At 65.1% G+C, this 23,695-nt stretch carries 23 protein-coding genes; 14 read left to right on the forward strand and 9 right to left on the reverse strand.

Going from position 1 to position 23,695, the window contains the following annotated elements; all coding sequences use genetic code 11:
• The 4 genes from VFW45_17455 to VFW45_17470 all read left to right on the forward strand — a co-directional run.
• On the forward strand, positions 1–237 hold a 237-nt coding region (locus tag VFW45_17455; GenBank protein ID HEU5182577.1), incomplete at its 5' end, for a sortase.
• Between the two features lie 19 nt (positions 238–256).
• Positions 257–1,156 (forward strand): hypothetical protein, encoded by a 900-nt coding sequence (locus VFW45_17460; GenBank protein ID HEU5182578.1) that lies wholly within the window; start codon positions 257–259, stop codon positions 1,154–1,156.
• Between the two features lie 89 nt (positions 1,157–1,245).
• Positions 1,246–2,043 (forward strand): formate dehydrogenase accessory sulfurtransferase FdhD, encoded by a 798-nt coding sequence (gene fdhD / locus VFW45_17465; protein HEU5182579.1) that lies wholly within the window; start codon positions 1,246–1,248, stop codon positions 2,041–2,043.
• Position 2,044: 1 nt separating this feature from the next.
• The gene (locus tag VFW45_17470) at positions 2,045–3,208 is read left to right on the forward strand and encodes an MFS transporter (protein ID HEU5182580.1); all 1,164 of its coding nucleotides are present in this window, start codon (positions 2,045–2,047) and stop codon (positions 3,206–3,208) included.
• 52 nt (positions 3,209–3,260) lie between these two features.
• Here the strand turns inward: VFW45_17470 and VFW45_17475 are convergent, their stop codons facing one another.
• On the reverse strand, positions 3,261–3,704 hold the full coding sequence (locus tag VFW45_17475) for an Hsp20/alpha crystallin family protein (protein ID HEU5182581.1): 444 nt from the start codon (positions 3,702–3,704) through the stop codon (positions 3,261–3,263).
• Between the two features lie 289 nt (positions 3,705–3,993).
• Between VFW45_17475 and queF the strand changes: the two genes are divergently transcribed.
• Together queF and VFW45_17485 are read left to right on the forward strand one after the other, a co-directional pair.
• Positions 3,994–4,350 (forward strand): preQ(1) synthase, encoded by a 357-nt coding sequence (queF, locus tag VFW45_17480; GenBank protein ID HEU5182582.1) that lies wholly within the window; start codon positions 3,994–3,996, stop codon positions 4,348–4,350.
• The gene (locus tag VFW45_17485) at positions 4,350–5,828 is read left to right on the forward strand and encodes an amidohydrolase family protein (GenBank protein ID HEU5182583.1); all 1,479 of its coding nucleotides are present in this window, start codon (positions 4,350–4,352) and stop codon (positions 5,826–5,828) included. Before queF ends, VFW45_17485 begins: the two co-directional genes overlap by 1 nt.
• 2 nt (positions 5,829–5,830) lie before the next feature.
• Here the strand turns inward: VFW45_17485 and VFW45_17490 are convergent, their stop codons facing one another.
• On the reverse strand, positions 5,831–6,217 hold the full coding sequence (locus VFW45_17490; GenBank protein ID HEU5182584.1) for a cupredoxin domain-containing protein: 387 nt from the start codon (positions 6,215–6,217) through the stop codon (positions 5,831–5,833).
• Positions 6,218–6,414: 197 nt separating this feature from the next.
• On the opposite strand from VFW45_17490, the gene VFW45_17495 reads away from it, so the two are divergent.
• Positions 6,415–8,766: a PBP1A family penicillin-binding protein gene (locus VFW45_17495; GenBank protein HEU5182585.1), complete on the forward strand. Its 2,352-nt coding sequence runs from the start codon at positions 6,415–6,417 to the stop codon at positions 8,764–8,766.
• A 3-nt stretch (positions 8,767–8,769) separates the two neighbouring features.
• Here the strand turns inward: VFW45_17495 and VFW45_17500 are convergent, their stop codons facing one another.
• Together VFW45_17500 and VFW45_17505 are read right to left on the reverse strand one after the other, a co-directional pair.
• Positions 8,770–9,597: a ChbG/HpnK family deacetylase gene (locus VFW45_17500; GenBank protein ID HEU5182586.1), complete on the reverse strand. Its 828-nt coding sequence runs from the start codon at positions 9,595–9,597 to the stop codon at positions 8,770–8,772.
• A 67-nt stretch (positions 9,598–9,664) separates the two neighbouring features.
• Positions 9,665–10,723 (reverse strand): type II CAAX endopeptidase family protein, encoded by a 1,059-nt coding sequence (locus VFW45_17505; GenBank protein ID HEU5182587.1) that lies wholly within the window; start codon positions 10,721–10,723, stop codon positions 9,665–9,667.
• Here VFW45_17505 and VFW45_17510 point away from each other — a divergent pair.
• Positions 10,722–11,168 (forward strand): DUF2203 domain-containing protein, encoded by a 447-nt coding sequence (locus tag VFW45_17510; GenBank protein ID HEU5182588.1) that lies wholly within the window; start codon positions 10,722–10,724, stop codon positions 11,166–11,168. The genes VFW45_17505 and VFW45_17510 overlap by 2 nt on opposite strands.
• 10 nt (positions 11,169–11,178) lie before the next feature.
• Here the strand turns inward: VFW45_17510 and VFW45_17515 are convergent, their stop codons facing one another.
• From VFW45_17515 to VFW45_17525, 3 genes are all read right to left on the reverse strand, one after another.
• Positions 11,179–12,621, reverse strand: coding sequence for a DEAD/DEAH box helicase (locus VFW45_17515; protein ID HEU5182589.1), 1,443 nt, complete (start codon positions 12,619–12,621; stop codon positions 11,179–11,181).
• Positions 12,622–12,895: 274 nt separating this feature from the next.
• Positions 12,896–13,813, reverse strand: a complete 918-nt coding sequence (locus tag VFW45_17520) for a cobalamin-binding protein (protein HEU5182590.1) — start codon at positions 13,811–13,813, stop codon at positions 12,896–12,898.
• Positions 13,810–14,922, reverse strand: a complete 1,113-nt coding sequence (locus VFW45_17525; GenBank protein ID HEU5182591.1) for an aminotransferase class IV — start codon at positions 14,920–14,922, stop codon at positions 13,810–13,812. The genes VFW45_17520 and VFW45_17525 overlap by 4 nt, the downstream gene beginning before the upstream one ends.
• A gap of 358 nt (positions 14,923–15,280) precedes the next feature.
• Here VFW45_17525 and VFW45_17530 point away from each other — a divergent pair, with 358 nt between their 5' ends.
• Positions 15,281–16,570 carry a sensor domain-containing diguanylate cyclase gene (locus tag VFW45_17530; protein ID HEU5182592.1) on the forward strand — a complete coding sequence of 430 codons (1,290 nt, stop codon included), beginning with the start codon at positions 15,281–15,283 and terminating at the stop codon, positions 16,568–16,570.
• An 86-nt stretch (positions 16,571–16,656) separates the two neighbouring features.
• Here the strand turns inward: VFW45_17530 and VFW45_17535 are convergent, their stop codons facing one another.
• On the reverse strand, positions 16,657–16,845 hold the full coding sequence (locus tag VFW45_17535; GenBank protein HEU5182593.1) for a hypothetical protein: 189 nt from the start codon (positions 16,843–16,845) through the stop codon (positions 16,657–16,659).
• Positions 16,846–17,127: 282 nt separating this feature from the next.
• On the opposite strand from VFW45_17535, the gene VFW45_17540 reads away from it, so the two are divergent.
• The 4 genes from VFW45_17540 to VFW45_17555 are packed head-to-tail and all read left to right on the forward strand — an operon-like array spanning position 17,128 to position 20,187.
• Positions 17,128–18,489 carry a sigma-54 dependent transcriptional regulator gene (locus tag VFW45_17540; GenBank protein ID HEU5182594.1) on the forward strand — a complete coding sequence of 454 codons (1,362 nt, stop codon included), beginning with the start codon at positions 17,128–17,130 and terminating at the stop codon, positions 18,487–18,489.
• Positions 18,490–18,533: 44 nt separating this feature from the next.
• On the forward strand, positions 18,534–19,184 hold the full coding sequence (locus VFW45_17545) for a hypothetical protein (GenBank protein HEU5182595.1): 651 nt from the start codon (positions 18,534–18,536) through the stop codon (positions 19,182–19,184).
• Entirely contained in the window at positions 19,181–19,381 is a 201-nt protein-coding gene (gene thiS, locus VFW45_17550; protein HEU5182596.1) for a sulfur carrier protein ThiS, read from the forward strand. The genes VFW45_17545 and thiS overlap by 4 nt, the downstream gene beginning before the upstream one ends.
• Before the next feature lie 23 nt (positions 19,382–19,404).
• A complete protein-coding gene (locus VFW45_17555) occupies positions 19,405–20,187 on the forward strand; it encodes a thiazole synthase (protein ID HEU5182597.1) in 783 nt (260 codons plus the stop codon).
• A gap of 348 nt (positions 20,188–20,535) precedes the next feature.
• Here the strand turns inward: VFW45_17555 and VFW45_17560 are convergent, their stop codons facing one another.
• Complete coding sequence (locus VFW45_17560; protein ID HEU5182598.1) at positions 20,536–23,193, reverse strand: TonB-dependent receptor; 2,658 nt, start codon at positions 23,191–23,193, stop codon at positions 20,536–20,538.
• A gap of 282 nt (positions 23,194–23,475) precedes the next feature.
• Here VFW45_17560 and VFW45_17565 point away from each other — a divergent pair.
• The coding region (locus tag VFW45_17565; protein HEU5182599.1) for a hypothetical protein at positions 23,476–23,695 on the forward strand (220 nt) is incomplete at its 3' end.

Consider the following 23,695-nt stretch of genomic DNA (forward strand, 5'->3'; position numbering starts at 1 on the left):
CGTCTCGCCGCCCTGGAGGTGGGCGATCGGATCGAGATGGATGCCGGGGGAACGAGCCGGGAGTACCGGGTGGAATGGACCCGGATCGTCCGGCCGACGGAGACCTCGGTCCTCTCCCGGGGCGACCGGGAAGTACTGACCCTGGTGACCTGCTACCCGTTCCACTACGTCGGCCCGGCTCCGCGGCGCTACATCGTGCGGGCCGTCCCGGTCGATTCGATCGTCACGAGACCTTGATGCTTCAGGAGCGGCCGCTTTGGACCTGAATCGCTTCCCCCCTCCACCCCTCGATTTTTTCAAGACGCTGATGCCCCTGGGACAGGCTGAGCCGCTCGTGGTCGACATCGGCGGGCTCGCCTTTCGGTTGGAAGGAGCGGACAAAGAGCGGGCGGCGATTTTGAAGGAGCGCTACGCCGGATTTCTTACGACACGGCAGGAGGAGACTTTCGAGGTGGTCCTCCTGGATGCCGAAAAAGAGCACTTCGTCCGGCCGGATGAAGCGCCCGTTGGAACGGGACACCCTCTCTCCCTGGCCTGGGACGGGCCTTGCCTGCTGGTGCAATCGTTCGGATTCGCCGGATGGGCCGCGTTCGAGGAGCGCCGCGGCGCCGTCGCCCTGGCGCGCGCCGAGTACGAGAGATCGGCCTGGTGCGTGGAGAATTACCTCCGGGTCGTCACCGCCTGGCGCGCCCTGCGCGAGGGGGGCGCGCTGCTTCATGCCGCCAGCCTGGTCCTTGAAGGGAAGGGGTACCTGTTCATGGGTGCCTCGGGAAGCGGGAAGTCGACGCTGGCCGCGACCTCCCGCCAGGGCGAGGTGCTCAGCGACGATCTGTCGCTGGTGCGCTTCCACGACGACCGCTTCATGATTGCCGGCACGCCCTTCAGGGGAACTTACACCGGCGGGAGGAAGATCCAGGGCGAGTTTCCCATCGCGGGAATGTTCCGGATCCTGAAATCCGCGGACAACCGCCGCGAGCCGGTGCCGCCCGGCAGCGCCGTGACGATTCTCCTTGCCTCGGCCCCTTTCGTGGTCGACCAAATCGAGCGTGACGGCCGGATCCTGGAAAACCTTCGCCGGCTGGATGCCGCCCACCCGCTCGCTTACCTGCATTTCGATCGAAGCGGAAGTTTCTGGAGCGCCATCCTGGGTCGCTGAATCGGCGCCAGCCGCGCCGGCCCTGCATGCTATGCTCTGCGGCGGATAAGGCCACGGGTTTCGAGGCAGCCTTGCAACCGACGAGACGAATCGACTCGCTGCGCTGGGAAGCCGGGAAGAGTTGCGCCGCGGAGGATCGGGTGGTGGTCGAAGAGCCGCTCGAGATCCGGCTGAACGGATCTCCCGTGGCCGTGACCATGAGGACACCCGGCCACGATTTCCTCCTGGCGGCCGGCTTTCTGCACACCGAAGGAATCCTGCGGCGCCCCGAGCAATTGGCCTCGATTGCCTACTGCACGGAGGCGGATGCGGTGTCTGGGGAGCAGAATGTCGTCGATGTCCTGTCGGCGGCCGGCGCCGCGCTGCCGGCCGAAGGCTGGCAGCGGCAGTTCTATGTTTCTTCCTCCTGCGGAATCTGCGGCCGTGCCAGTCTGGAAGCGGTGCGGCAGGTGGTGTCGCCCCTGAAGGATTCCTCGCGTTTCGCGGCCGCGATCCTGGCGCGGCTGCCGCAAAGTTTGCGCGCCGCGCAGGCGGTCTTCCATGAAACCGGTGCGCTGCACGCGGCGGCGCTGTTCACGCCGCAAGGCGAGCTCACGGAGATCATGGAGGACATCGGCCGGCACAACGCCGTGGACAAGATCATCGGCTCCGCTTTCCTGGAAGATCGCCTGCCGCTCGAAGGCCGACTGTTGCTGGTGAGCGGACGAGTGTCTTTCGAGCTCACCCAGAAGGCGTGGATGGCGGGAGTTCCCGCCCTTGCCGGGATATCGGGAGCTTCGAGCCTGGCGATTGATCTGGCCCGCGAAGCGGGAATGCTGCTGGTCGGCTTTCTAAGGGAAGGTTCGATGCAGGTCTACGCGGGCGCCGACAGGCTCGAGACCGCCTGAGGTGAAGGCGCGGGTCCCTTTCCTGCTGGGACTTTATTACTTCGCGCTGTTCGCCGCCGCCGGCATCTACGTCCCTTATCTTGGGATCTACTCGCGCGGACTCGGGTTCACCTCGCTGCAGGTCGGCCTGCTGGCGGCGCTGACCCCGCTCAGCAAGATTCTCTTCCCGCCTGTCTGGGGAGCCCTCGCCGATCGCTCGGGTCACCGGCGCAGCTTCATCCTGCTCACCACGGCGCTGAGCATCGCGGCCTTCTCCGCGCTCTTCAAGGCCGAGACGTTCCTGCCGGTCGCCTTCGCCCTGCTGGCCTATTCCTTCTTCCATGCTCCCATCCTGGCGCTGAGCGAGACGCTCACCCTGGAGGAGGCCGCGCGGGGAGGGTTCGCCTACGGGCGGGTCCGCGCCTGGGGCTCGGTCGGGTACATGCTGGCGACGCTGGTGCTGGGGGCGCTGCTCGATTTGACATCGATGCGGACCTTCGTCATCGCCTTCGTGGCGGCCAGCTCCCTCCAGCTGGCCAGCGCGCTGGCGCTTCCCGCGGGAAGCGCGCCGGCCGCACGGCACGCGGCGCGCGGCGTCTGGGACCAGCTGCGCCGCAGCGACGTCCTGCTTTTTCTTCTTGCCTGCACCCTGATGGAGGTCAGCCATTCGGCCTACATCGGCTTTTTCGGCATCCATCTCTCCGAGTCGGGAGTCAGCAAGAAAGCCATCGGGGTCATGCTGGCGCTCCCGCAGTTCAGCGAGATCCCGGCGATGTATTTCGCCGATCGGTGGCTGCAGCGAGCCGGAGGGCGGCGCTTGATGCTGCTGGCATTCGCGGCAGCCGCGTTGCGCTGGCTCGTTCTGGGAATCACCACCGATCTCGTCGTGGTGGCGCTGTCGCAGGGGCTGCATGCCCTGACCTACGGCGTGTTCCACATCACGGCGGTGCAAATGGCGCGGCGGCTCTTCCCGGCCCATCTCCAGGCGAGCGCCCAGAGCCTGTACATCGGGTTGACCTATGGTCTGGGCGGAACGCTGGGGCTGATTGCGGCCGGAAGGCTCTATGACCCGCTCGGAGCGCAGGTCCTGTTCCTGCTCAGCGCGGCGGTGGCGATTGCGGCGCTGCCGGCCATCCTGCGCCTGAACGATTCGCGGGCAATCCACCCGCAGCCCGAGTCGGCCTGAAAAAAAAGCCCCGCGGGCGACGCCGCGGGGCTGATCTTGAAATTCCGTCCGCTCAGTTCGTGAGGACCTTGATCCGGCGAGGCTTGGCCGCCTCTACCTTCGGCAGCGTGACCCGAAGGACGCCGTCCTTGTACTCGGCCTGGATCTTCTCGGTGTCCACCGTGACTGGAAGTGTGAAGTAGCGGCTGAAGGAACCGTAGAATCTCTCGGTGCGGTAGAGGTTCTCCGATTTCACTTCCTTGTCGCGCTTGCGCTCGCCGCGGAGGCTGAGGACATTATTCTCGACCTGCACGTCGATGTCGCTCTTCTCCACCCCCGGAAGCTCGGCCTTCACGATGATGTTGTCTCCTTCCTCGTATATATCGCAGGAAGGGGCCCAGGCACCCATCGCTTCATCTCCCTCGCGGGAGGAGGCCGTGTCCTTGAAGATCCGATTGATTCTTTCCTGGAGAGCCTGGAAGTCGTCTGCGAAAGGCTGGAATCTCACGAGAGCCATCTTCTTCCTCCTTGAGGTTTGCCCCATTGGCGGTGACAAATATAAAGTATGAGTGAGTCATTGTCAAATGATATGATGCAAAAATATCAATATATTTAAACTATTGATATTACAATGTTTATAATGTTGTCTTGCCATAGCATTCGAGTATGGGGGCGAGCGAAAGGAGGGAAGCGCGCGATTGAAGCTGCGAAGCGGCGGGACCAACGGCCTATTGCCAAGGTGCTGAATCTGCTGGAGAACCATGTCCGGAGAACCGTATAATGCTGGCCGCCACAGGGAGCCATCCTTGACCAGTCAGCCTTCCCGCTCGCTCGAAGTCTTTCCCAATCCGCGTACCGGCAGGGACTACGAGATAAGCTTCGAATGCCCTGAGTTCACCTGCTTGTGCCCCCGGACCGGCCAGCCCGATTTCGCAACCATCCGAATCCGCTATACCCCCGGGGAGCTTTGTGTCGAGCTGAAATCGCTCAAGCTCTATCTCTGGTCCTATCGCAATGAAGGGGCCTTCCACGAAGCGGTCACGAACCAAATCCTGGACGATCTCGTCCAGGCGTGCCGGCCGAAGAACATGCAGGTGACCGGCGATTTTCTCGTGCGGGGCGGCATTCACACCGTTGTTACGGCCTCCTACAACGCGCGTTGATGCCTCCTGGCCTGCCGCGCCGTCCCGTCATCCGGTTGCGGCTCCGAGCAGCCTTCTTCTGCCTGGCGGGGCTCGCGAGTCTTCTACTTGTCTCCCTTCCCTCACTGGCTTCGAATCCGCCCGCCGCACCAGGGCCGCTCCTCATCAAGGGAGGGACCCTGATAGATGGCACCGGGGCCCCCCCGCTGAGGCACGCCTGGGTTCTGGTGGAAGGGGACCGCATCCTTCAGGTTGGCCCCGCTCACAGCTTCAAGAAGCCTCGCAACGCGGCCGTGCTGCGCGCCGGGGATCGGACCATTCTCCCGGGGCTCATCGACGCCCACGTCCACCTCGGAATCAGCGGCGTCATCGGCTACACCTTCCTGAGGCGCCAGGCGCACGGCCTGGACCTGTTCGAGCAAAACCTGCAGTCCGAGCTCCTCGGAGGGGTGACCCAGGTCCGGGACCTGCACATGCCGGTCGCGATGGGGAAGAGCTTGACCGAGCGGGTCCGCCAGGATCCCAGGGAAGGGGCTCGCCTGATTTACTCCGGGCCCATCCTTTCCGCACCGGAAGGCTATGGATTTCCCTATTCGGTGCCGGTGGCTTCCCTCGACCAGGCGCGCGATCGCGTCGATGAGCTGGTGCAGGAGGGCGCGGGAGTCGTGAAGATTGCCGTGACCAGCCGGCAGCTCGGCAATGCCCACATCCCGCCGATGGATGCCGGCGTCGCCAAAGCCATCGTCGAGGAGGCGCACCTCAAGGGCCTGAAAGTGGCGGCGCACGTCGCGGGAGCGACCGCCGACGATCTCAAGGCCGCGGTCGATGCCGGAGTCGACAGCCTGGAGCATATGCCGGGGACCTTCGATCCGCTGGGATTGCCCGACGTGTCCTACACCAGCTCCGGACTGCTCCCCGAGATCCTGGCCGGAAAGATCACGATCGTGCCGACCCTGTCGGTAGAAGCCGGGGATGATTACGGGCCGACGCTCGGATACCTTACCGAGGATCCGTCGCTGCTGATCCGGCTCACACCGATGCAGCGGAATACCCTCGCGGCCAACCTTAAGGACTTCTCGATTAATTCCAGGCGGCAGGCGATCGCCGAGGCGGGCAAGAAGCGGATGAAGCTTTTCCAGGAAGAAGTGCTGCGGCTATACCAGGCAGGGGTGACGATCGGCGCGGGGACCGATGCGGGGAACGGGCTGACCTTTCACGGCAATCTGCATACGGAGATCGAGCTGCTGGCTGAGTCGGGAATCCCGCCCATGGAGACGCTTCGGATCGCCACCTCCGGAAACGCCCGGCTGCTGGGCATCGAGGATCTCTCCGGCAGCGTCGAGCCGGGAAAGCGCGCCGACCTTCTCCTGGTGCGCGGCGATCCGCTGGAAGACCTGCGCGTCCTGCGCAGCGTCGACCGCGTCGTGATCGCCGGCCGCGTGGTGGAGGTCGCGGAGATGGTGAAGGCCGCGGTCAAGGAGGCAAAGAAGAAAAAGTGAGCCTACTCCACCACGATCTTGCCGTTCTCGGACCAGTGCTTGACGCTCCACGTCTTGGTGCAGCGCATCTCGTATTCCCCTTCGGAGCTGGCCGCGAACTCGAAGGTGACGGGCCGATCGGGGGTGGCTTTTCCCTTGAGCTTGAGCACCGGGATGCTCACGCCGTACGTTCCGTCCCGGGGAAGAAAGGTCAGGCGTACCAGATCGCCGCGCCGGACGCGAATCACGTCGGGAGTGATTTTCCCTTCCACGGCGACCACCGTGATCTTGTGGAACCTCGGCGCGGAGGCCGCCGCGACCGGCTTGCCCGGCTGCGGAGAGGCCGCCGCTATGGCAAGCCCGAGGGTCAGCAGCGCGGCGTTCAGCAGCACCATGCGGGGTATCTTCATGAGAGAACCTCCATCGCGGCATCGAAGGGATAGAGCCATCCGGGAGCTAATATGAAATCCCCCAGCAGGTTGGCAAGCGTTTTACGAAATCGACACGCGGCGGGGGAATGCGACCCGCCTGGCGGGAGGATCTGTCCGGGATTCGCGCGCCGAGACCGCGCCGGCCGGCCTGCGCTTGACGTCCGGGAGCGCTCGCGGTGAGCGAGAAGCCCGACGGCGGAGGGAGCCCGAGGCGGGCGCGCAGGACTTCGTCCGGCGGCCGCCGGATCCTCCGGCGTCTCCTGCTCTCCTTCCTGGCGGTGGTTCTCGCCACCCTGGTCCTCGTCTATCTGGATGTCACGCGCCGCTTCGAAGCGCGCCAGGAAGACTTTCCCTCGCGGCTCTACTCCAGCAGCCTGACCCTCGCCGAAGGGCACGAGATCTCGACCTACGGCCTGCTGACCCGTCTCGGCCGACTCGGCTACCGCAAGGTGAACGCCGGTCCCGCCAAGCCCGGGGAATACCTCATCGTCGGGCGGGAAATCCGCATTGCCTTGCGGCCGTTCGACTACCCGGACGAGAAGTTCGCCGGTGACCGCGTGCGGATTCAGCTGCGCGGCAACCGGATCCGGCGGATTACCAGCATGGACAGCGGCAGGCATCTGGAGAAGGTGCGGCTGGAGCCCGAGCTGATCGCCACCTTTTACCAGGAGGTTCAGGAGGAGCGCACCTGGACCCCGCTCAAGAGCTTCCCGCCGGAGCTGAGGCGCGCCGTGATTTCGGTCGAGGACCGCAGCTTCTACCGGCATCCGGGAGTGGATGTTCGCGGAATCGCGAGGGCCGCGTACGTCGACCTGGCCCACCGCAGGGCCATGCAGGGAGGCAGCACCATCACCCAGCAGCTGGCCAAGAACCTCTACGCCAACCGCAAGCGCGACCTAGTGCGGAAAATCCTCGAGACCGCCGCGGCGGTGATGCTGGAGGCGCGTTATACGAAGGACCAGATCCTGGAGGCCTACCTCAACGAGGTCTACATGGGCCAGCGCGGCCCGGTCGCCATCAGCGGCATGGGGGAAGCGGCACGCTTCTACTTCCGCAAGAACCCGGCCGAGCTCACCGTCAGCGAGTCGGCGCTGCTGGCGGGGATGATCAGCAGCCCCGGCCTCTACAATCCATACCGCAACCCGGCCGCCGCGCTGTCGCGGCGCAACCGCGTTCTCAAGTCGATGGTCGAGACCGGCGACCTGGAGGATCCGGCCTTTCGGGCCGCCCGCGGGACCGGATTAGGCGTGACGCAGCAAAGGCCTCTCAATTACCGCGCGCCCTACCTGGTCGACTTTCTGGAGGAGGAGGTGCGCCGCGCCTTTCCGGATGCGCCTCCCGCCGGCGCGGGGTTGCGCATCTTCAGCACCGTGGATCCCGATCTCCAGGAGGAGGCGGAAGCCGCCCTGGGCTCCGGGCTGGACCGTCTCGAGAAGAGCTATCCGGTGCTGCGCAAGAACCCGCGGGGGCTGCTCCAGGGCGCGGTGGTCGTCCTGCGCGTGTCCGATGGATCGATCCTGGCGCTGGTGGGCGGGCGCGATTACCGCGTCAGCCAGTTCAACCGCACCTACCAGGCGCATCGTCAGCCGGGCTCCTTGTTCAAGCCGTTCGTCTACCTGGCGGGATTCGATCGGGCCCAGTACGACCCCGGTTTTTCGTTCACCGTCGCCACGCCGCTGGACGATTCTCCGCTGGAGCTGATGTCGGGAGGGAAGCGCTACACTCCGCAGAACTACGATCATGAGTTCCACGGGACGATCCCCGTCCGCCGCGCGCTGGAGCAATCGATCAACGTGGCGACCATCCGGGCGGCCGAGACAGTAGGCCTGGATCATGTCATCACGGCGGCGCGGCGCTGCGGCATCGCCAGCCCGCTCCCCAAGGTTCCTTCCCTGGCGCTGGGAACGGCCGAGGTCACGCCGCTGGAGATGGCGACGGCCTATGTTACCCTCGCCTCGGGAGGGGTGCGCACGCCGCTGCGTGCCGTGCTGGCGCTGACCGACCGCAAGGGCAGGACGGTGGAATCCGAGAATCAGGCGCCCACTCGGGTGATTTCGCCGCAGGCCACCTACCTGCTGACCAATTTGCTCGAGGGGGTGCTCCGAGAGGGGACTGCGGCTTCGGCGGCGGAGCTCGGGTTCACCGGAGTCGCGGCGGGGAAGACCGGCACCACAGACGATCTACGCGACGCCTGGTTCGTCGGCTACACCCCGACGACGCTCGCGCTGGTCTGGGTGGGCTACGACGACAACCGCATCCTGGGGCTGACCGGCGCGCAGGCCGCGCTGCCGATCTGGGTCGACTTGATGATGGGCTCGGGAAAAGTATCCAGCGAGGAGTTCCCGGTCCCCGACGGAATTCTGAGGGAGACGGTCGATCCACAGACCGGTCAGGTCGCGACCTGGAAGTGCCCCGAGAAGGTCGAGGAGATCTTCATCGAGGGGACCGAGCCGGTGGAGCGCTGCCAGGAGCACGAGAACCGGCACTGGTGGCAGATCTTCACCGACGACGAGTCGGATCCTACCTGACGCTTAGAGGTCCTTGTAGCTGATCAGCTCGATGCCGTATTGGGAGATGGCGGAGCGGATCTGGGGATCGGTGAGAACGCGCAGCTCGCGCTCCCGATCCTCGGAGACGAAGCCGCGGTGGCCCGCGTCCTTGTGGCCCGGGCGCACCATGATCTCGGTGGTTCCTTCCGGAAGTTTGGCCAGGACATCCAGGAACCGGTCGAAGTGCATCCCGCCGGAAAAGCCAATCCCGCGGAAATGGTCGGAGGTTCGCAGCTTCTCCCCGAACAGGATCTCCGCAGAGCGCCCCACCAGCCCCTGGGTACGGACCAGCTCCCAGTAGACTTGCGGAGGCACCGATCCGGGGGCCGGGACCGGTTCGCGGGGGAGGCGGACCTTGTCGATCCCGTGCCGCCGCGCCACCCAGCAGACCGCCGCCATCACGCCCGGATAGAGATGAATATGGTGCAGGGAATCGAGGTGGGTCGGCTCGATGCCGTTGTCCCGGACGCGGCGGACCTGCAGGTCGAATTCCGAGCGGATCTCCTCCGCGTCGAGCCTGCCTTCCATGAGCCGGCGGCGCGCTTCGACCTTCTCGAAGAAGCGGCCCTGGCGATCCGCGAGAGTGCGCGGGTGCGAGAGAATGGGCGAGCCTTCGGTGAGATTGAGGTGGACGCCGACGCCCAGCCCTGGCTTCTCTTTGATCAGCGAGGCGAGAAGCTCGAGGTGCGGGCTGTTGGCGAGGACCGACGCGCTGGTAACGACGCCTTTATCGTACGCCTCGAGGATGCCGCGGCTCCTCGGCTCGTCAATCCCCATCTCGTCGGCATTGATGATGACTCGGCGGTTCATCGTCTCCGCATCCGTTTTCCGGGCGATGGGCGATTATACCCGGCCATCGGGACCGGGCAACCCCCCCTCAGCGCCTGAACAACAGCAGCCAGACCGCATTGACAAGGGTGTGAGTGAGCGCGGGTGCCATCAGCGTCCTTCCCGTCTCGTAGGCCCAACCGTAGGCGAGCCCCGCGAGGGTGGCCAAGACCGGCAGTCGCCAATCGGGAACGGCGCCGACGTTGGCGTGGGCCGCCCCGAAGCAGAGCGACGCGAGCACCAGCGAGAGCCAGGGCCGGCCGGTCCAGGTGCGCAGCAGGTTCTGCAAGAGTCCCCGAAAGAGGAGCTCTTCCGGAAGGGCGGTGACCAGGAATATCCCGGTAATACGCAGCGCCGCCGCAGGAAGAGAAGATGGCCACTCGAAGCGTCCCAGGAACCCGATGAGCATTCCCAACAGGAGGCCAGTCGGCAGGAAGGCGGCGGAGGCCGCGGCGGCGATTCGAACGTCGTGCGCCCGGCAGTGCAGCGTGAAGCCGATGCCGTGCAGGCCGCGGATCAGCTCGAAGCCGACCAGAGCGACGAGCGCGCCGAGAAAGCCGTGCAGGTAGCGCCCCGGCTGGCCGGGCGGCCAGCTCCAGAGGGCAGGCAGCCAGCTCAGCTCCAAGGGCAGCCAGATTGCCAGAAGGGCGAGGGCATCGAGCCAGAAGGAAGGCCCGTGCCCCCGCTCCCACAGGAGAACGAGAAGCGGGAAATTGACGTAAGCGAGCAGGGCAAGAAAATCCGTGGCCGCAAATCGGTGGAGAGCAGTCGCATAGCAAAGATAAGGCAGGATGATGGCCTGGGCCGAGAGGATGGCTCGCCACCGAGAAGATCCGATCCACTCTGAGAGCGACGCCCGCACCCGGCTCGAGGTGAGCGCCAGGAAGGCCGCGAGGACCAAGAAGATCGCGGGAGAGGCGCGCAGGATCTCCGCCGGTGGCAGGTGGCGCGTCCAGGCGGCCGTGACGGCGGCGGTGGTAAGGCCGAAGGACGCCGCCAGGGAAGCGCAGGCCGCCTTTGCCGGGCCGGAAGTGCGCGCCACGATGACCGGGGCGGGTTGAATGGGGCCGCTCTCTCGCTTAGACTCGCAGTGCGGAGGAACCGGCATGACCTCAGAGTCTCGCGAGACGAAGCTCTTTACCGTCAAGGAAGCCCAGGACGTCATCGAGAAGATTCGTCCGCTGGTGGATCAGATGCTCCTGGCCTTCGCGGGGATTCGCGAGGAGATTGAAACCGCGGCCCGCGAGTCGGGGCTGCCGTCCGGCGACAAGGCGTTCGCGCAGCATCTCGAGACTCGGGGCGTGGCGCCCCGCCTCCTGCAGGAAATCAACGGGACGATTCAGGCCATCCAGCAGCACGGCTGCATCGTGAACGGCCCGGAGGCCGGCCTCGTCGATTTTCCCTGCCTGCTCGGCAACGAGATCGTTTTCCTGTGCTGGAAATCGGGTGAGACCCGGGTCGGTCACTGGCACCGCATTCCCGACGGCTTCGCGGGACGGCGGGCGCTGCTGGATCGGGATGACCCCAACGAGAGAGTGAGCTCCGTCCACTGAGCCGCCGCGCTCAGCGGCGGCGCCTCCGCCTGCGGCGCCTCTTGTGCGCCTCCCCCGAACCCTCTTCCTGAGCCGACGATCGTGGCGGTTCCACCGCCGTTTCCTCGGGCAGTGTGTCGAGATCGATCGGCGGTCGGCTGAAATGCTCCTGCAGCAGCATGGCCAGCAGGGTATCGCGGTCCGCCTCGCCTGCGATGTGACGCGCCACCGGCTCCAGCTCCATGAGCTCCTCGGGGGCGGTCGCGAGGGCGGACTCCCGCAGCCGCGAGAGCAGGTGCTCCGATTTCCTGGCAGCCACTTCCGGCTCGGTGGGGAGGTCGCGCTCGATCGCTTCCAGGCTGTTGACCCGGACGAGCTTGTTGAAGTTGACCAGGTCCTGCGCGGCCACCAATGAGATCGCCTTTCCGGATCGGCCGATGCGCCCGGTCCGTCCGGCCCGGTGCACGTATTGATCGGGCGAGCTGGGGGCCGAGAAGATGAAGACGTGGGAAAGACCTTCGATATCGATGCCCCGGGCCGCCACGTCGGTCGCGACGAGATGCCTCAGCTCGCCGCGGCGGAAGCGGCCCATGACCTTCTCACGGCGCGCCTGGCTGAGATCGCTCGACAGCATCGCCACCGGGAGTCCCTTGCGCGCCAGGTAGTTGGCCACCTGGCGGGTCTCCTCCCGGGTGTTGCAGAAGATCATGGAGGAGGCGGGATCCTCCCGCTCCAGCAGATTGTAGAGATTCCTCTCTTTCTGCATGCGGTTGGTGATGTAGTACTCGTGCGCCACTTCCTTCACGTAGACGAAGTCCTCGCTGAGGAGGAGCTTTTCCGGGTTTTTCAGATAGCGCTGCGCGATCGCCTCGATGGCGCGGGGAATGGTGGCGGAGAAGAGCAGCGTCTGGCGATCGGAGGGGAGGTGATCGAGGATCTGGCGCATCTCCTTCTCGAACCCCATATCCAGCATCAGATCGGCCTCGTCCAGCACCAGGATCCGCAGCCGCTCGAAGTGCAGCGTGCCGCGGCGCAGGTGGTCCAGGATCCTCCCGGGGGTACCCACGACGCTCTGGGCGCCGCGCCGCAGCTCCTCAATCTGCCGCTCGATGGGGCGCCCGCCGTAGACTGGCACGCACTTCACCGCCCGGCCCTCGCCGATGCGTGCCAGCTCCTTGTGCACCTGCAAGGTGAGCTCGCGGGCTGGAGTCAGGACGAGGGCCTGCACCGAAAGATCGGAGGGGTCGGCCGCTTCGGCGATACGGATCCCGAAGGCCGCCGTCTTGCCCGTGCCAGTTCGGGACTGGACGATCAGATCGCGGCCCGACAAGGCGATCGGCAGAGCGCGCGCCTGGACCTCGGTGGGTCCCTGGTACCCCATGGCATCGAGAGCGGCGAGCGTTTCGGCGCTCAGAGAGAACGCGCGGAAGCTCGAGGAGGGGATGGCGGGCTCAGGGGGATTCGTGACCGACATGGGTGCTCACGCGGCCGCTTCCGATGGGGAAGCTCCGCCCTCCGGGTGCTGCATGGATGAAGCGGCAGGGGATCTCAAGCATTGATCCGCGTCCGCGTTGGTCGAATACTTCGAGCGTGGAGGGGGGCGAAAGCCCCTGCCCCGCCGCCCTTGATGACGGATGGGAAGGTCGGCGGGCAATCCCCCCAAAGGGCCGCGCGGGGTCACCTGCGCGGCCCGATTATTGATGCCCGGCAAGTGTCATCCTGCCTGGCCCGATTTGTTGATGTTCCGATCACCTGGGTGGTCCTCCTGTCACGGCCGCGCTGGCCATCTCCCGGTGCAGCTCCTCCATCGCGTCCACGACGTGCGGCGAGGGTCGCTCGATCGTCTCGCTGACGGAGAGGATACGCCCACGCTTCACCGCCTCCAGCTCCTTCCATCCGGGCTTGTCTTTCAGTGAGGCAAGCGCCGCAGCATTGTGTCTCGCTGCCAGAATCCAGTCCGGCCGCCGCAGCAGGATCGCCTCCAGGTCGAACGTGGGCCATCCCGCGGGAGCATCGGCGGTCACCGATTCGAGACCCGCCCGCCGCAGCGCGTCGTCCAGGAAGGTCTTCGAACCCGGCACGACAGGAGGATCCACCCAGACCAGGAACAAGACCCGCGGCCTGGCCTGTCTGTGCGTCGCGGTTTCCAGCTTCTTCAGTCTCGACTCCAGGGAGGCGCTCAGCGCCGCGCCCCGCTCGGCGATTCCCAGCGTGGAGCCGAGCCGCCTGACCGACGCCAGGAGATGATCCAGATCGGGAGCGTCGGTAAAGTAGAGTGCGAGTCCCAGCTTCTCGGCCCGGGAGACCGTGGCCGCGTCGTTGCCCGAGGTGCTGGCAATCAGGAGGTCGGGCCGGAGCCTGACGATCGCTTCCCAGTCGGGATTGACCATCCCTCCCACCTTGGGCAGTGAGCGGGCAGCCGGCGGATCGTCGCACAAGTCGGTGACGCCTACCACCCGCTCTCCCGATCCCAAAGCGAACAGCGTCTCCGTCACGCTCGGCGCGAGCGATACGATGCGCCGGACAGTACCGTCCAGGCGGACGCGCCGGCCGACATCATCGCGCAGCTCGCGCGGGGACGAGAAAACCGGATTCGCAGGGGCCAGAAAGAGGATTAGAAGCAGGGGGGAAAAGCACGGAGCGTGGTTCCGCCGCAGGCGACTCACGCAGTCAGATAGCGCCGGACCTCGGCGGCGTCCGCTCCGACTTCGAGGCCGAAGCCCGGCTCCGCCATCGTCTCGGTGATCCGGGCCAGGAGGTCCCGGGTGACTTTGCCGGGCTTGCCGTCCCCGACGCGGTGGCCGCCGACTCCAACGATCGGCATGACGAAAGCGCCGGTCCCGGTCATGAAGACCTCACGATTCTCTCCGACCAGATCGAGCGGCAGGAGGATGGGCGACTCCTCGGTCGTGAAGCCCATCTCGCGGGCCAGTCGCAGGATGGTCATTCGGGTGATCCCGTTCAGGCAGTAAGCTTCCGCCGGAGTAACCACCCGCACTCGGGCGGGGTCTTTTTCCCACCCCTTTTCCTTGAGGACCACGAAAATGTTGTCGACGGTGGCCTCCGCCACGAAGCCCGCCTCGTTGAGCATGATGCACTCGACATGCTCGTCGCCATTGCAGCCTTCCCTGAGAGCCAGGACGTTGTTCAGGTAGTTGTTGCTCTTGATACGCGGGTCGAGGATGTTCGCTCCCGGCCGGCGGATCACGCGGGCGATTCCCAGCGTGATTCCGCGCTCGTAGGCCTCCCGCGGATAGAGCCTGATCGTGGAAACCAGGGCAAAGAGGGAGGAGCCGATGCACTTCTTGGGGTTTATCCCGAGATCTCCGGGTCCGCGGCTCACCACCAGCCTGATGTAGGAATTGTCCTGAGGCTCGAACGGCACCTGGCGGATCGTCTCCAGCAGATGCAGCGCCAGCGCCTCGCGCGAGTAGGGAACCGCGATGCCGAGTTCCGCGGCCGACCGCCAGAGACGGTCCAGGTGCTCCCGCAGCAGGAAGACGCGTCCGTGCTTGATGAGGATTCCCTCGAAGCAGGCATCGCCGTAGAGCACCACGTGATCCAGCAGAGGCAGCCCGATCTCGTCCAGGCGGAAGGTGCCGTGGCGGCGGGGCAGCCCTTCGGCGGCTTCCTGCGCCGCGGAGCGGGCGGGATCTAGGAGGATGCGGGGAGTCACGCCTTCCACCACCGGCATCGAGACGAAGGCCCGGGCTTTTCTGCCGACCTCGATCAGAGCGGCCCTGGCGTTCTCTAGGGTGGTATCCGGCAACGGCATGCGGCGTCTCCTGCGAATCGCTGATACTCTGGAATCATTCATTTTATAGCCGATTCCCTCGACAAGGGTCAACGAAGAAGCGCGTCAAAAACCGTCACCCGGAGGGTGTCAAAACTTGGCCGCCTTGTGCCCGACCGCCAGGCGGAATCCCCAGGGGTGCACCCCGTCCGCGCCAAAGACGGAACCGGAGGTGAGTGAACCCTAGGGGATGCAACAGGATGTGTGCGGGCGCCGGCCGTGTGAGGGAAAGCCCCCCGAACCGGCACCGTGGCCTCGTTCTTGCTGCCCTTCGAGAGGTTCCTTTTTTCGCCCGTGTGGTGCGTGCATGGGCCGAGACACCCCGAGGGAAGGTTTTTCGATGAATGAGGCACCTTCGATTCTCCGGGAAGTCACGCTCTGGCCGCTGGGTGGCATTGCCCTGTTGTCCTTCGTCCTCGGCTACTTCCTGGCCCGCATGGGACGCGGCGAAGCCTCCCGGACGCGTGGCCCTTCCCAGGAGTCCACCGCCTTCGTGGACCTGGAGACTTTCCGCGAATCACAGAAGATCAAGGCACGGCTGGAGCTCGAGAACCAGACCTTTTCCGAGTTCTTCCAGCTGCTCACCGATTTCACGCGCGAGCTGGACGGCAACATGGACATCTCGCTCCTGCCCAGGCGTCTGCTGGGCATCATCGACAAGATTTTCCTCCCCAGCCAGATCCTGATTTTTATCACCGATCCCGTTCTCACGGACCGCTTGATCCTCAAGGAATCCAAGAGCAGCTCGAAAGATGCGCTCGTGCCGCGTGAGATTCCCTTCGGAGAGGGGAAGATCGGCTGGGTCGCCCAGAGCCGGACGACCATGGACCAGGAGGACTTCGTGCGTGAGATGCGCACCGGCGGCGCCAATCTCGACGCCCCAGGACACTTTCGATTCAAGGTAGACCTGTGCGCCCCGATGCTGGAGAACAACCAGAGCCTCCAGGGGGTGATCTCGGTGGGCGGAATCACGCGCCATCCGAAATTCGAGAAGCGGCTGCTCTCCATGATTGCCGATCTGGGGGCCATGTCGCTGATGAACCGGCGGCTCATGGAAGGACAGCGGAGGAAGGCGAATTCCGACGGTCTCACCGGCCTGATCACCAAGCGCTACCTGCAGGAGCTGCTGGGCGAGGAGATTCACAAGGCGGAGGTCGAGACAAAGCCGGTGTCACTGTTCATCTTCGATCTGGACCACTTCAAGAAGCTCAACGATACACACGGCCACCTGACGGGAGACCTGGTCCTCAAGGAAACGGCCGAAGTGGTCCGGAAGACGGTGCGCGAGGGGGACATCGCGGCGCGCTGGGGAGGAGAGGAATTCCTGGTCATCCTGCCGGAGACGCCCAAGGAGGGTGCCTGGCTGGCCGCTGAAAAAGTGCGGCAGGCGCTGGCCAAACACGTCTTTCACGACGAAGCCGGCGATCCGATCGCCGCGGTCACGCTCAGCGGTGGTGTCGCGACTTTTCCCGGAGACGGCAGGACACAATCACAGCTGGTGGGAGCGGCGGACGAGGCACTCTACGGCGCCAAGCGCTCGGGACGGAACAAGGTCATGAAGGCGGAGCCCAAGTTCCTCTCGGAAGCGGGTGCCGAACTGGTGTTCGGCGAGGGGAGCGGGGCGGCTTAGAGCGGGACGGATCGGCACGGGACACGTTCGCCGCGCCGAAAACACTTCTACGGCATCCTGTTCAGGATGCTGCAAATCTCGAAAAGCTAGATGGCCTTCTTGGTGTTGAGAGCGGACCAGGCGCTCATGATGAGGTAGGTCCGGGCGCTTTCCACTTCGATCCACTTGCGATAGACCTTGCGGCGCTGCGTGTCGATCTGGTAGCTGGTGTTGTCGTAGGCAAATTCCACGATGAGGGGCGCCGGCTTGGAGCCTTTCGCAATCCCTTTCTTCATCTCTCCTCCTCAGGACAGTCGGGTTGCAGGATATGCCTGCAAGGGCGAGGCCAGGCAACTCCAGTCGCCGGGGAAGGTTTGGGAAGTGCCGGAGCTTGATTCTCAAGTCGTTGACAGGACGGAATTAACCGATCCAGTGGCGGTCCATCATCACCTATGGGACGAAACCTCGGCACGATCGATATGGGCCGTTTTGACCCACCATGTATGCCGAAAAAGCCTGCCACAATTGCGCAGTTGGTCTTGCGACCCCGGGGCAGGGGCTGGCATAATCCTCAGCGAATGAACAAGCATTCCCTGCGCATTCTGGTCCTCGACCCCGACGAGACCACGGGCGCCGAGGCGCTGCGGTCTCTCGGACAGGATGGATTCCGCGTCTCGGCCGTCGTCACCTTGAAGCGCGCCCTGAGGCTTCTGGCACGACGTGACTACGATCTCGCGGTGGTCGCCCTGGGCGTGGCCGGGCTGGGGCCTCGCCCTCTGTTCGCACGGCTGCGCGAAGCCGCCCCGGCGATTCCGATTCTCGCCCTAGTCGAGCCGGGGAAGATGGTCCATGCGGTGCGCGCCCTCAAGGGAGGCGCCGAGGACTGCCTCTCGAAGCCGGTCGATCCCTTCGAGCTGCGCCGCCGCGTCGGCAGGATCCTGGAGCGCAAGGACCTCGCTGATCGGCTGGCGCACCTCCAGTCGGCGCTCTCGGAGCGCTATTCGCTGTCGAGCATCGTGCAGAACTCGCCCGCCATGAAGGGGGTGGTGCAGCGGATCACGCAGGTCGCGGCGGCCAACAGCACCATCCTGATCCTGGGCGAGAGCGGCGTGGGGAAGGAGCTGGTGGCCAAGGCGATCCACTACAACAGCCCGCGCCGGCACCGGCCTTTCCTGGCCATCAACTGCTCCGCCATTCCCGCGAGCCTCATCGAGAGCGAGCTGTTCGGTCACGAGCGGGGGGCTTTCACGGGGGCGGTCGAGCGGGTGCGGGGAAAGTTCGAGATGGCCGAGGGAGGGACGATCTTCCTGGACGAGGTCGGCGAGATGGACCTTCCGACCCAGGTCAAGCTGCTGCGCGTCCTGGAAGAGCGCGAGTTCATGCGCGTGGGAGGCACCCGCAACATCCGCATCGACGTGCGCGTCCTGGCGGCGACCAACGCCGCCTTGCAGCAGCGCATCCGCCAGGGGCAATTCCGCGAAGACCTCTATTTCCGGCTTCAGGTCATCACGCTGCAGGTCCCGCCGCTGCGCCAGCGCTCGGCGGATCTGCCCGAGCTGGTGCGCACCTTCCTGGATTCGATGGCCCGCGCCAACTCGGTCCCGCCGAAGGAAATCTCTCCCGAGGCCCTGTTCCTGCTGAGCCACTACGCCTGGCCGGGAAACGTGCGCGAGCTGAAGAACCTCCTGGAAAGCCTGGTCGTCATGCTGCCGGGCGACCGCATCGAGGCGGCCGATCTCCCCGCCGTGGTGAAGGGCGAGCGCGGCGCCGAGGAGCTCATGCCGCGGGTCGAGGCCGGGATGACCCTGAAGGAGATGGAGCGCGAGCTGATCAGCAAGACGCTGGCGAGGACGGAAGGGAACCGGACGCGCGCCGCCCGGATGCTCGCGATCGGCGTCCGGACCTTGCACCGGAAGATTCGGGAGTACAATCTGCGCTGATCGCAACTCCTGCGGCTTGCCGCGCGCTCCCGGAGGGCGCTGCCTTGATCACCGGCTTCAATACCGACGTCGAGCACGAAGGTCGCATCTATCACATCCAGACCGAGGACAAGGGGACGGGCAATCCCGTCATCGAATCCCTCGTCTATCTCGGAGGCGAGATCCTGGCGTCGCGCCGCACCTCTTACGCCGATCTCGCCGCCCGCGGGGCGCCCGCGGTCGAGCTGTCCGAGAGGCTCGAAGCCCAGCATCGCAGGATGGTGCTCGATGTCCGGCAGGGCCGTCACGACCCCGGAGGGATGAAGGCTTTCGGGGAAGGGATCATCTCGGAGCGCGGATTCGAGCAGGTCGTGCTCGACTACCTCGCGCGCGACCTGGCCACGGAGAACCTGCAGGTCACCCTCGAGGAGCCCTCCCGGTTCGAGTCGGGCCGACGGACGCAGGTGGTGTTGCGGGCGAAAGGGGAAATCACCTCCCTGCCGGTGGCCGGGGTCCGCCTCGAGCTGCGGCTGCTCTCCCCGGTCGAGAAGCCGCGCATCCTCCTGGAAGGCAACTCCGACCGCGCGGGAGTGTTCCGCGGCACGATCGACCTGCCGCCGATCGAGGCCGGCAGCGCGGCCCTGGTCGTTCGCGCTCGGCTTGGGGACGAGGTGGTGGAGTTGAAGTGGATGGTCGAGGAGCCGTCGAAGCCATGAAGATCGTGGTCAACGGAGAGGAGCGGGAAATCGCCGAGGGGGCCACCCTCGCGACGCTGATCGAGCTCCTGCAGCTCCCTCCCGGGCGGATCGCGGTCGAGCGGAACCGCGAAGTGGTGCCCCGCGCGAAGCACGCCGAGACGGTGCTGCATGAAGGCGACCTCCTCGAGATGGTCCGCTTCATGGGGGGGGGATGAGCGCGCCGGCGCCGCAGCAGCCGATGAGAGGCAAGGGCCCCTTGCAGCTGGGAGATCGACGCTTCTCCTCCCGCCTGATCCTCGGGACCGGCAAGTATCCCTCCGAGACGATCATGCAGCAGGCGCTGGAAGCTTCGGGCACCGAGCTCGTGACCGTCGCCGTCCGGCGCGTCGATCTGGGGGCGAGGGGGAAGGGCTCGCTGCTCGACTTCATCGATCCGGCCCGCTACACGCTGCTTCCGAACACCGCCGGCTGCACGACGGCGGGCGAAGCGGTGCGCACCGCCCGGCTGGCGGCGGAGGCGGGTCTCTCTTCCATGGTGAAGCTGGAAGTCATCGGGGATCAGCGCACTCTCTTCCCCGACGTCGAGGGGCTGCTGGAAGCGACAAGGATCCTTGTCAAGGAAGGGTTCACTGTCCTGCCCTACACTTCGGACGATCTGGTGACGGCCAGGAAGCTGCGCGATGCGGGGGCCGCGGCCATCATGCCGCTGGGGGCGCCGATCGGTTCGGGGCTTGGAATCCAGAATCGCACAAACCTAAGACTCCTGCTCGAGGAGATCCTCGATCTTCCGGTCATCGTCGACGCCGGAGTGGGGACCGCCTCGGATGCTTCCATCGCGATGGAGCTGGGCTGCGACGGCGTCCTGATGAACACCGGCATCGCATCGGCCTCCGATCCGGTGCGCATGGCGAGGGCGATGCGCCTCGCGGTGGAGGCAGGGCGGCTGGCCCATGAAGCGGGGAGGATCCCGAAAAAAGCCGCCGGCTGCGCCAGCAGCCCCACCGACTGGATGATCGAATAGCCGCGGTCTTGCCCTCCCACGCGAACTCCCTCTGAGCGTCTCGCCCGCCCGCTGATCTTCCGCAGCTTCGCGCTTCAATCGATGTCCAGGACGAAAGTGAGTGTCGGCAAGGGGTGCGAAGTGTTCCGGGAGGAATGACACGAGGGCGGGCCCCAGGTTCGCCGGAGGGGTTTCCTGCGCACCTGCCGGCCGTTCAGGCGCGGCCGGTTTCCAGCAGCGGCGTGTACACCTGACGGCCGTTCAGGCGCGGCCGTTTTCCAGCAGCGGCCTGTACACCTGCCGGCCGTTCAGGCGCGGCTGGTTTCCAGCCGCCGCCTGCAACGGTGCCCCTGAGGGAACGACCTCTGCCTAGTAGTGGAACTCCATGCCGACCTGGAAGATCCGGCCGTAATCGACTTCGACGGGCTGACCCGCCGAAGCGCCGAAGGTGTCCACCGAGACGACGTTGAGCTCGTTCAGGGCGTTGAACACCTGGCCGGTGAAGCGCAGCTGGCTCCGGCCGACGTGGACGCTACGGCTCAGGGAGAGATCCAGGCTGCGGATGGAGGGCTGGCGCTGCGAGTTCTTGCCCTGGGCCGGATCGATGACGACGCCGGTCCCGGGCGAGAAGATCGTCGGACTGTAGAGGGAGCCCGACATGTAGCGGTAGATGACGGTCATGTCGAGCTGCGCCGGCAGCTTCCAGTAGCCCGAGAAGTTGACCACGTTCGGACGATCGTAGCGCAGCCGGGTGTAATCGAGGGAGCGCGCGTCCTGCCGCTTCTCGAAGCCGAAATCGGTCGCCGTATCCCCCTCGACCTTCGATCGGGTATACGAGGCGAGCATTTCGAAGCGATGGCTGAATGCCTTGCGCACGACCAGCTCGGCGCCGTGGTAGCGTGAGCTCCCCTTCGAATCGAAGACGACGGCACCGGTTGCTCCCGGCTGGACATCCAGTCCGCTGAGGTCGGTCGTGATGGTCGTGCGCAGCTGGTTCTGGCCCTTCCACTGGGTGTAGGAAAGCCCGATCGCCGTGTCCCATCCGATGGCCTGCTCGAAGCCCACCGTCATCGAGTCGCGGCGCGGCGCGTGCAGCGGTCCATCCACCACGTAGTCGTAGACGTAGAAGGGCGCCGACTCGTAGTACGAGCCCGGGTTGTTCACGTCGTCGGTGATGACCAGCGTCGTCTGGTAGCCGTCGGCGCGTGCGAAATCTACGAAGTCGGAGAAGATGTTGTCGTAGTACCTCCCCCAGTTGCCGTACAGCTTCGTCTTGCCCTTGCCCTGCGGATCGAAGGCCACGCCCAGACGCGGGGAGAGGTTCTTGTCCCCGATGATCGACTGGTAGTCCAGGCGGATCCCGGCATCGGTCGTCCAGTGCGCGTTCGGCGTCCAGGTGTCCTGGCCGTAGAGGGAGGCTTCACGCCCTTTCTGGTTGGTCTTCTCCGGCTCGAGGTAGTCGTACTTCAGGAACTCGTGGTACCCGAAATAGGAGCCTCCCGACTCGAAGTTGGGATCGTAATCCGAGATATCGAGGAAGGTCGGCTGGGTCCGGTTGGCCCCGGTGAAATCGACGAACGAATAGTCGAGACCCGCCTTCACGGTGTGGGCCGTTCCCGCCTTGAGGGTCACCGCCTCGCTGAGGCGGGTCCTGAGCGTGGAGCGGTCCTGATCGTTCGGATACGCGCCCGAGAAGGCCTGCGCCGAATTGCTCGTGCCGATGCCGTCGGAAGCGTCTCCGTCGGACAGGGCGATGGTGAAGGCGCCCAGTCCCGGATCGACCGGGCGGGCGGTGAGGTATTGGTGGTGCATGAGCAGCTGGCTCTCCAGGAAGGCCGCGGGGCTGAAGATGTGCGTGTCGCGAGCCTGGAAGAAGAAGCCGCCCTGGGTCTGGTCGAAGTTGGTACCCGGCGCGAAACGCGCGTCGGTGATGACGTCGGCGAAGCGCGCCGGGTCGGTGGCCAGGTTGAAGACCATCGTGTTGTCCGGCGACACCTGCCAGGTCGTCTTGAACTGGAAGTTGTAGCGGTCTCCCTTGCTGAGGCCGTCGTTGAAGATCGACCCGACATCTTCCTGCCAGTACTGGAAGGAGGTGAAGTACCAGAGGCGGTCCTTCACGATCGGTCCGCCCGCGGCGATCTCCTGCCACTGCTGCGTCTCCGGCCGCGGATTGTTGTTGTTGGTGGAGATGCCGTCGGAGTCTCCCGAGGCGATGACCTGGTCGAAATCCTTGAGCTGGCTCGAGAAGCTCGAATCACGGTAGAAGCCGGAATAGAACAGCTGGAACTCGTTGGTTCCCGATTTCGTCACGATGTTCGCGATGCCGCCCGACTGCTCGCCGTATTCCGCCTGGAACCCGCCGCGCTCCAGTTCGAAGCGCTCGATGGAATTCTGGTTGATGTTCAGGCCGAAGGTTCCGGTGACCGGGTCGTTGATGGTGGCGCCGTCGAGACGGAAGCCGTTCTGCGTGACGCGGCTTCCCCGGATGTGATACTGCGCCAGGCTGAATCCCTCGTCATTGCTCACGCCGGGAAACAGCGTCAAGATCTGCTGATACCGGCGGGCCGTGAGCGGGACGTTGTTGATGTAGTTGGCGTCCAGGATGTTGCGGTCCGAGGTCACCTCGGTCTCCAGCAGGCCCCGCTCGGCGACCACCACCACCTTTTCCTGCATCCCCGCCTTGAGGACGACGTCGATTGCCCGGCTCTCGCCCGGGTTCAGCCGGATTTCCTGCATCTCATAAGGGGGGTAGCCGATCAGGTTCACTTTCAGAGTGAAGGTCCCCACCGGCAGGGCCGTAAAGGCGAAGCGCCCTTCGCTGCTGCTGATCTGCTCGCGACGAGTGTTGGTCGGGGCGCTGAGCAGGACGACGCTCGCTCCCGGAACGAAGTTGCCGGCGTCGTCGAGAACATAGCCCTCGATGGAAGCGGTGATATTTGCCTGGCTCCAGGACGGAGTTGACAGCATCGTGGCGGCCAGGATCGTCCCGATGAATGCCTGAGCGAGCCGTCCGGTTCGAGACTTCATCTTGCATTCCCCCTGGTTACGGACCCTTCGATCAACAGTTCTCCGAACGAAAGGACAACCATATAAATAGTCACAAGCAGATATCAGTCAAGTTTATTCACGCATATTCGAACGAGACGCCTTAATTCAAATAGTTGGACGATCAGTGCAATCATTGCGCCATGACAACGGCAGATTAATGAGGCAACATGAAGAAAATACTTCGCTTAGTATTGTGTTGCTGAAACCGCATTTATAAATATATTTACGGCGGTGACTTAACGGCAGACGGATGGCTTGAGAATGCCTCTTCGGATACGTCGGGCACTCGCGATGCTGGGCGTTCTGGTCTGTTTGACGGCGCCTCCGGCGCGGACCGCCTCTGCCGGCTCGGTGGTCCTGGTCAAGAGCCGCAACCTGGGCCCCTACAACCAGGCGGCCGATGGCATCCGCAAGACGCTGCGTGCCCGTTCCCCGCAGACCCCGATCGTCGAGCTCGATCTCCCCCTGGACGCGTCAAAGG

The sequence above is a fragment of the Candidatus Polarisedimenticolia bacterium genome (assembly GCA_035764505.1).
Classification (GTDB): Bacteria; Acidobacteriota; Polarisedimenticolia; order Gp22-AA2; family AA152; genus AA152.

Bases quoted from the DNA above. Each gene is read 5' to 3' on its own strand.
- VFW45_17475 (HEU5182581.1), bottom strand. From the start codon at position 3,704: ATGGCTCTCGTGAGATTCCAGCCTTTCGCAGACGACTTCCAGGCTCTC.
- VFW45_17485 (HEU5182583.1), top strand. From the start codon at position 4,350: ATGCCTCCTGGCCTGCCGCGCCGTCCCGTCATCCGGTTGCGGCTCCGA.
- VFW45_17490 (HEU5182584.1), bottom strand. From the start codon at position 6,217: ATGAAGATACCCCGCATGGTGCTGCTGAACGCCGCGCTGCTGACCCTC.
- VFW45_17500 (HEU5182586.1), bottom strand. From the start codon at position 9,597: ATGAACCGCCGAGTCATCATCAATGCCGACGAGATGGGGATTGACGAG.
- VFW45_17510 (HEU5182588.1), top strand. From the start codon at position 10,722: ATGACCTCAGAGTCTCGCGAGACGAAGCTCTTTACCGTCAAGGAAGCC.
- VFW45_17505 (HEU5182587.1), bottom strand. From the start codon at position 10,723: ATGCCGGTTCCTCCGCACTGCGAGTCTAAGCGAGAGAGCGGCCCCATT.
- VFW45_17515 (HEU5182589.1), bottom strand. From the start codon at position 12,621: ATGTCGGTCACGAATCCCCCTGAGCCCGCCATCCCCTCCTCGAGCTTC.
- VFW45_17525 (HEU5182591.1), bottom strand. From the start codon at position 14,922: ATGCCGTTGCCGGATACCACCCTAGAGAACGCCAGGGCCGCTCTGATC.
- VFW45_17530 (HEU5182592.1), top strand. From the start codon at position 15,281: ATGAATGAGGCACCTTCGATTCTCCGGGAAGTCACGCTCTGGCCGCTG.
- VFW45_17535 (HEU5182593.1), bottom strand. From the start codon at position 16,845: ATGAAGAAAGGGATTGCGAAAGGCTCCAAGCCGGCGCCCCTCATCGTG.
- VFW45_17540 (HEU5182594.1), top strand. From the start codon at position 17,128: ATGAACAAGCATTCCCTGCGCATTCTGGTCCTCGACCCCGACGAGACC.
- thiS (HEU5182596.1), top strand. From the start codon at position 19,181: ATGAAGATCGTGGTCAACGGAGAGGAGCGGGAAATCGCCGAGGGGGCC.
- VFW45_17555 (HEU5182597.1), top strand. From the start codon at position 19,405: ATGAGAGGCAAGGGCCCCTTGCAGCTGGGAGATCGACGCTTCTCCTCC.
- VFW45_17560 (HEU5182598.1), bottom strand. From the start codon at position 23,193: ATGAAGTCTCGAACCGGACGGCTCGCTCAGGCATTCATCGGGACGATC.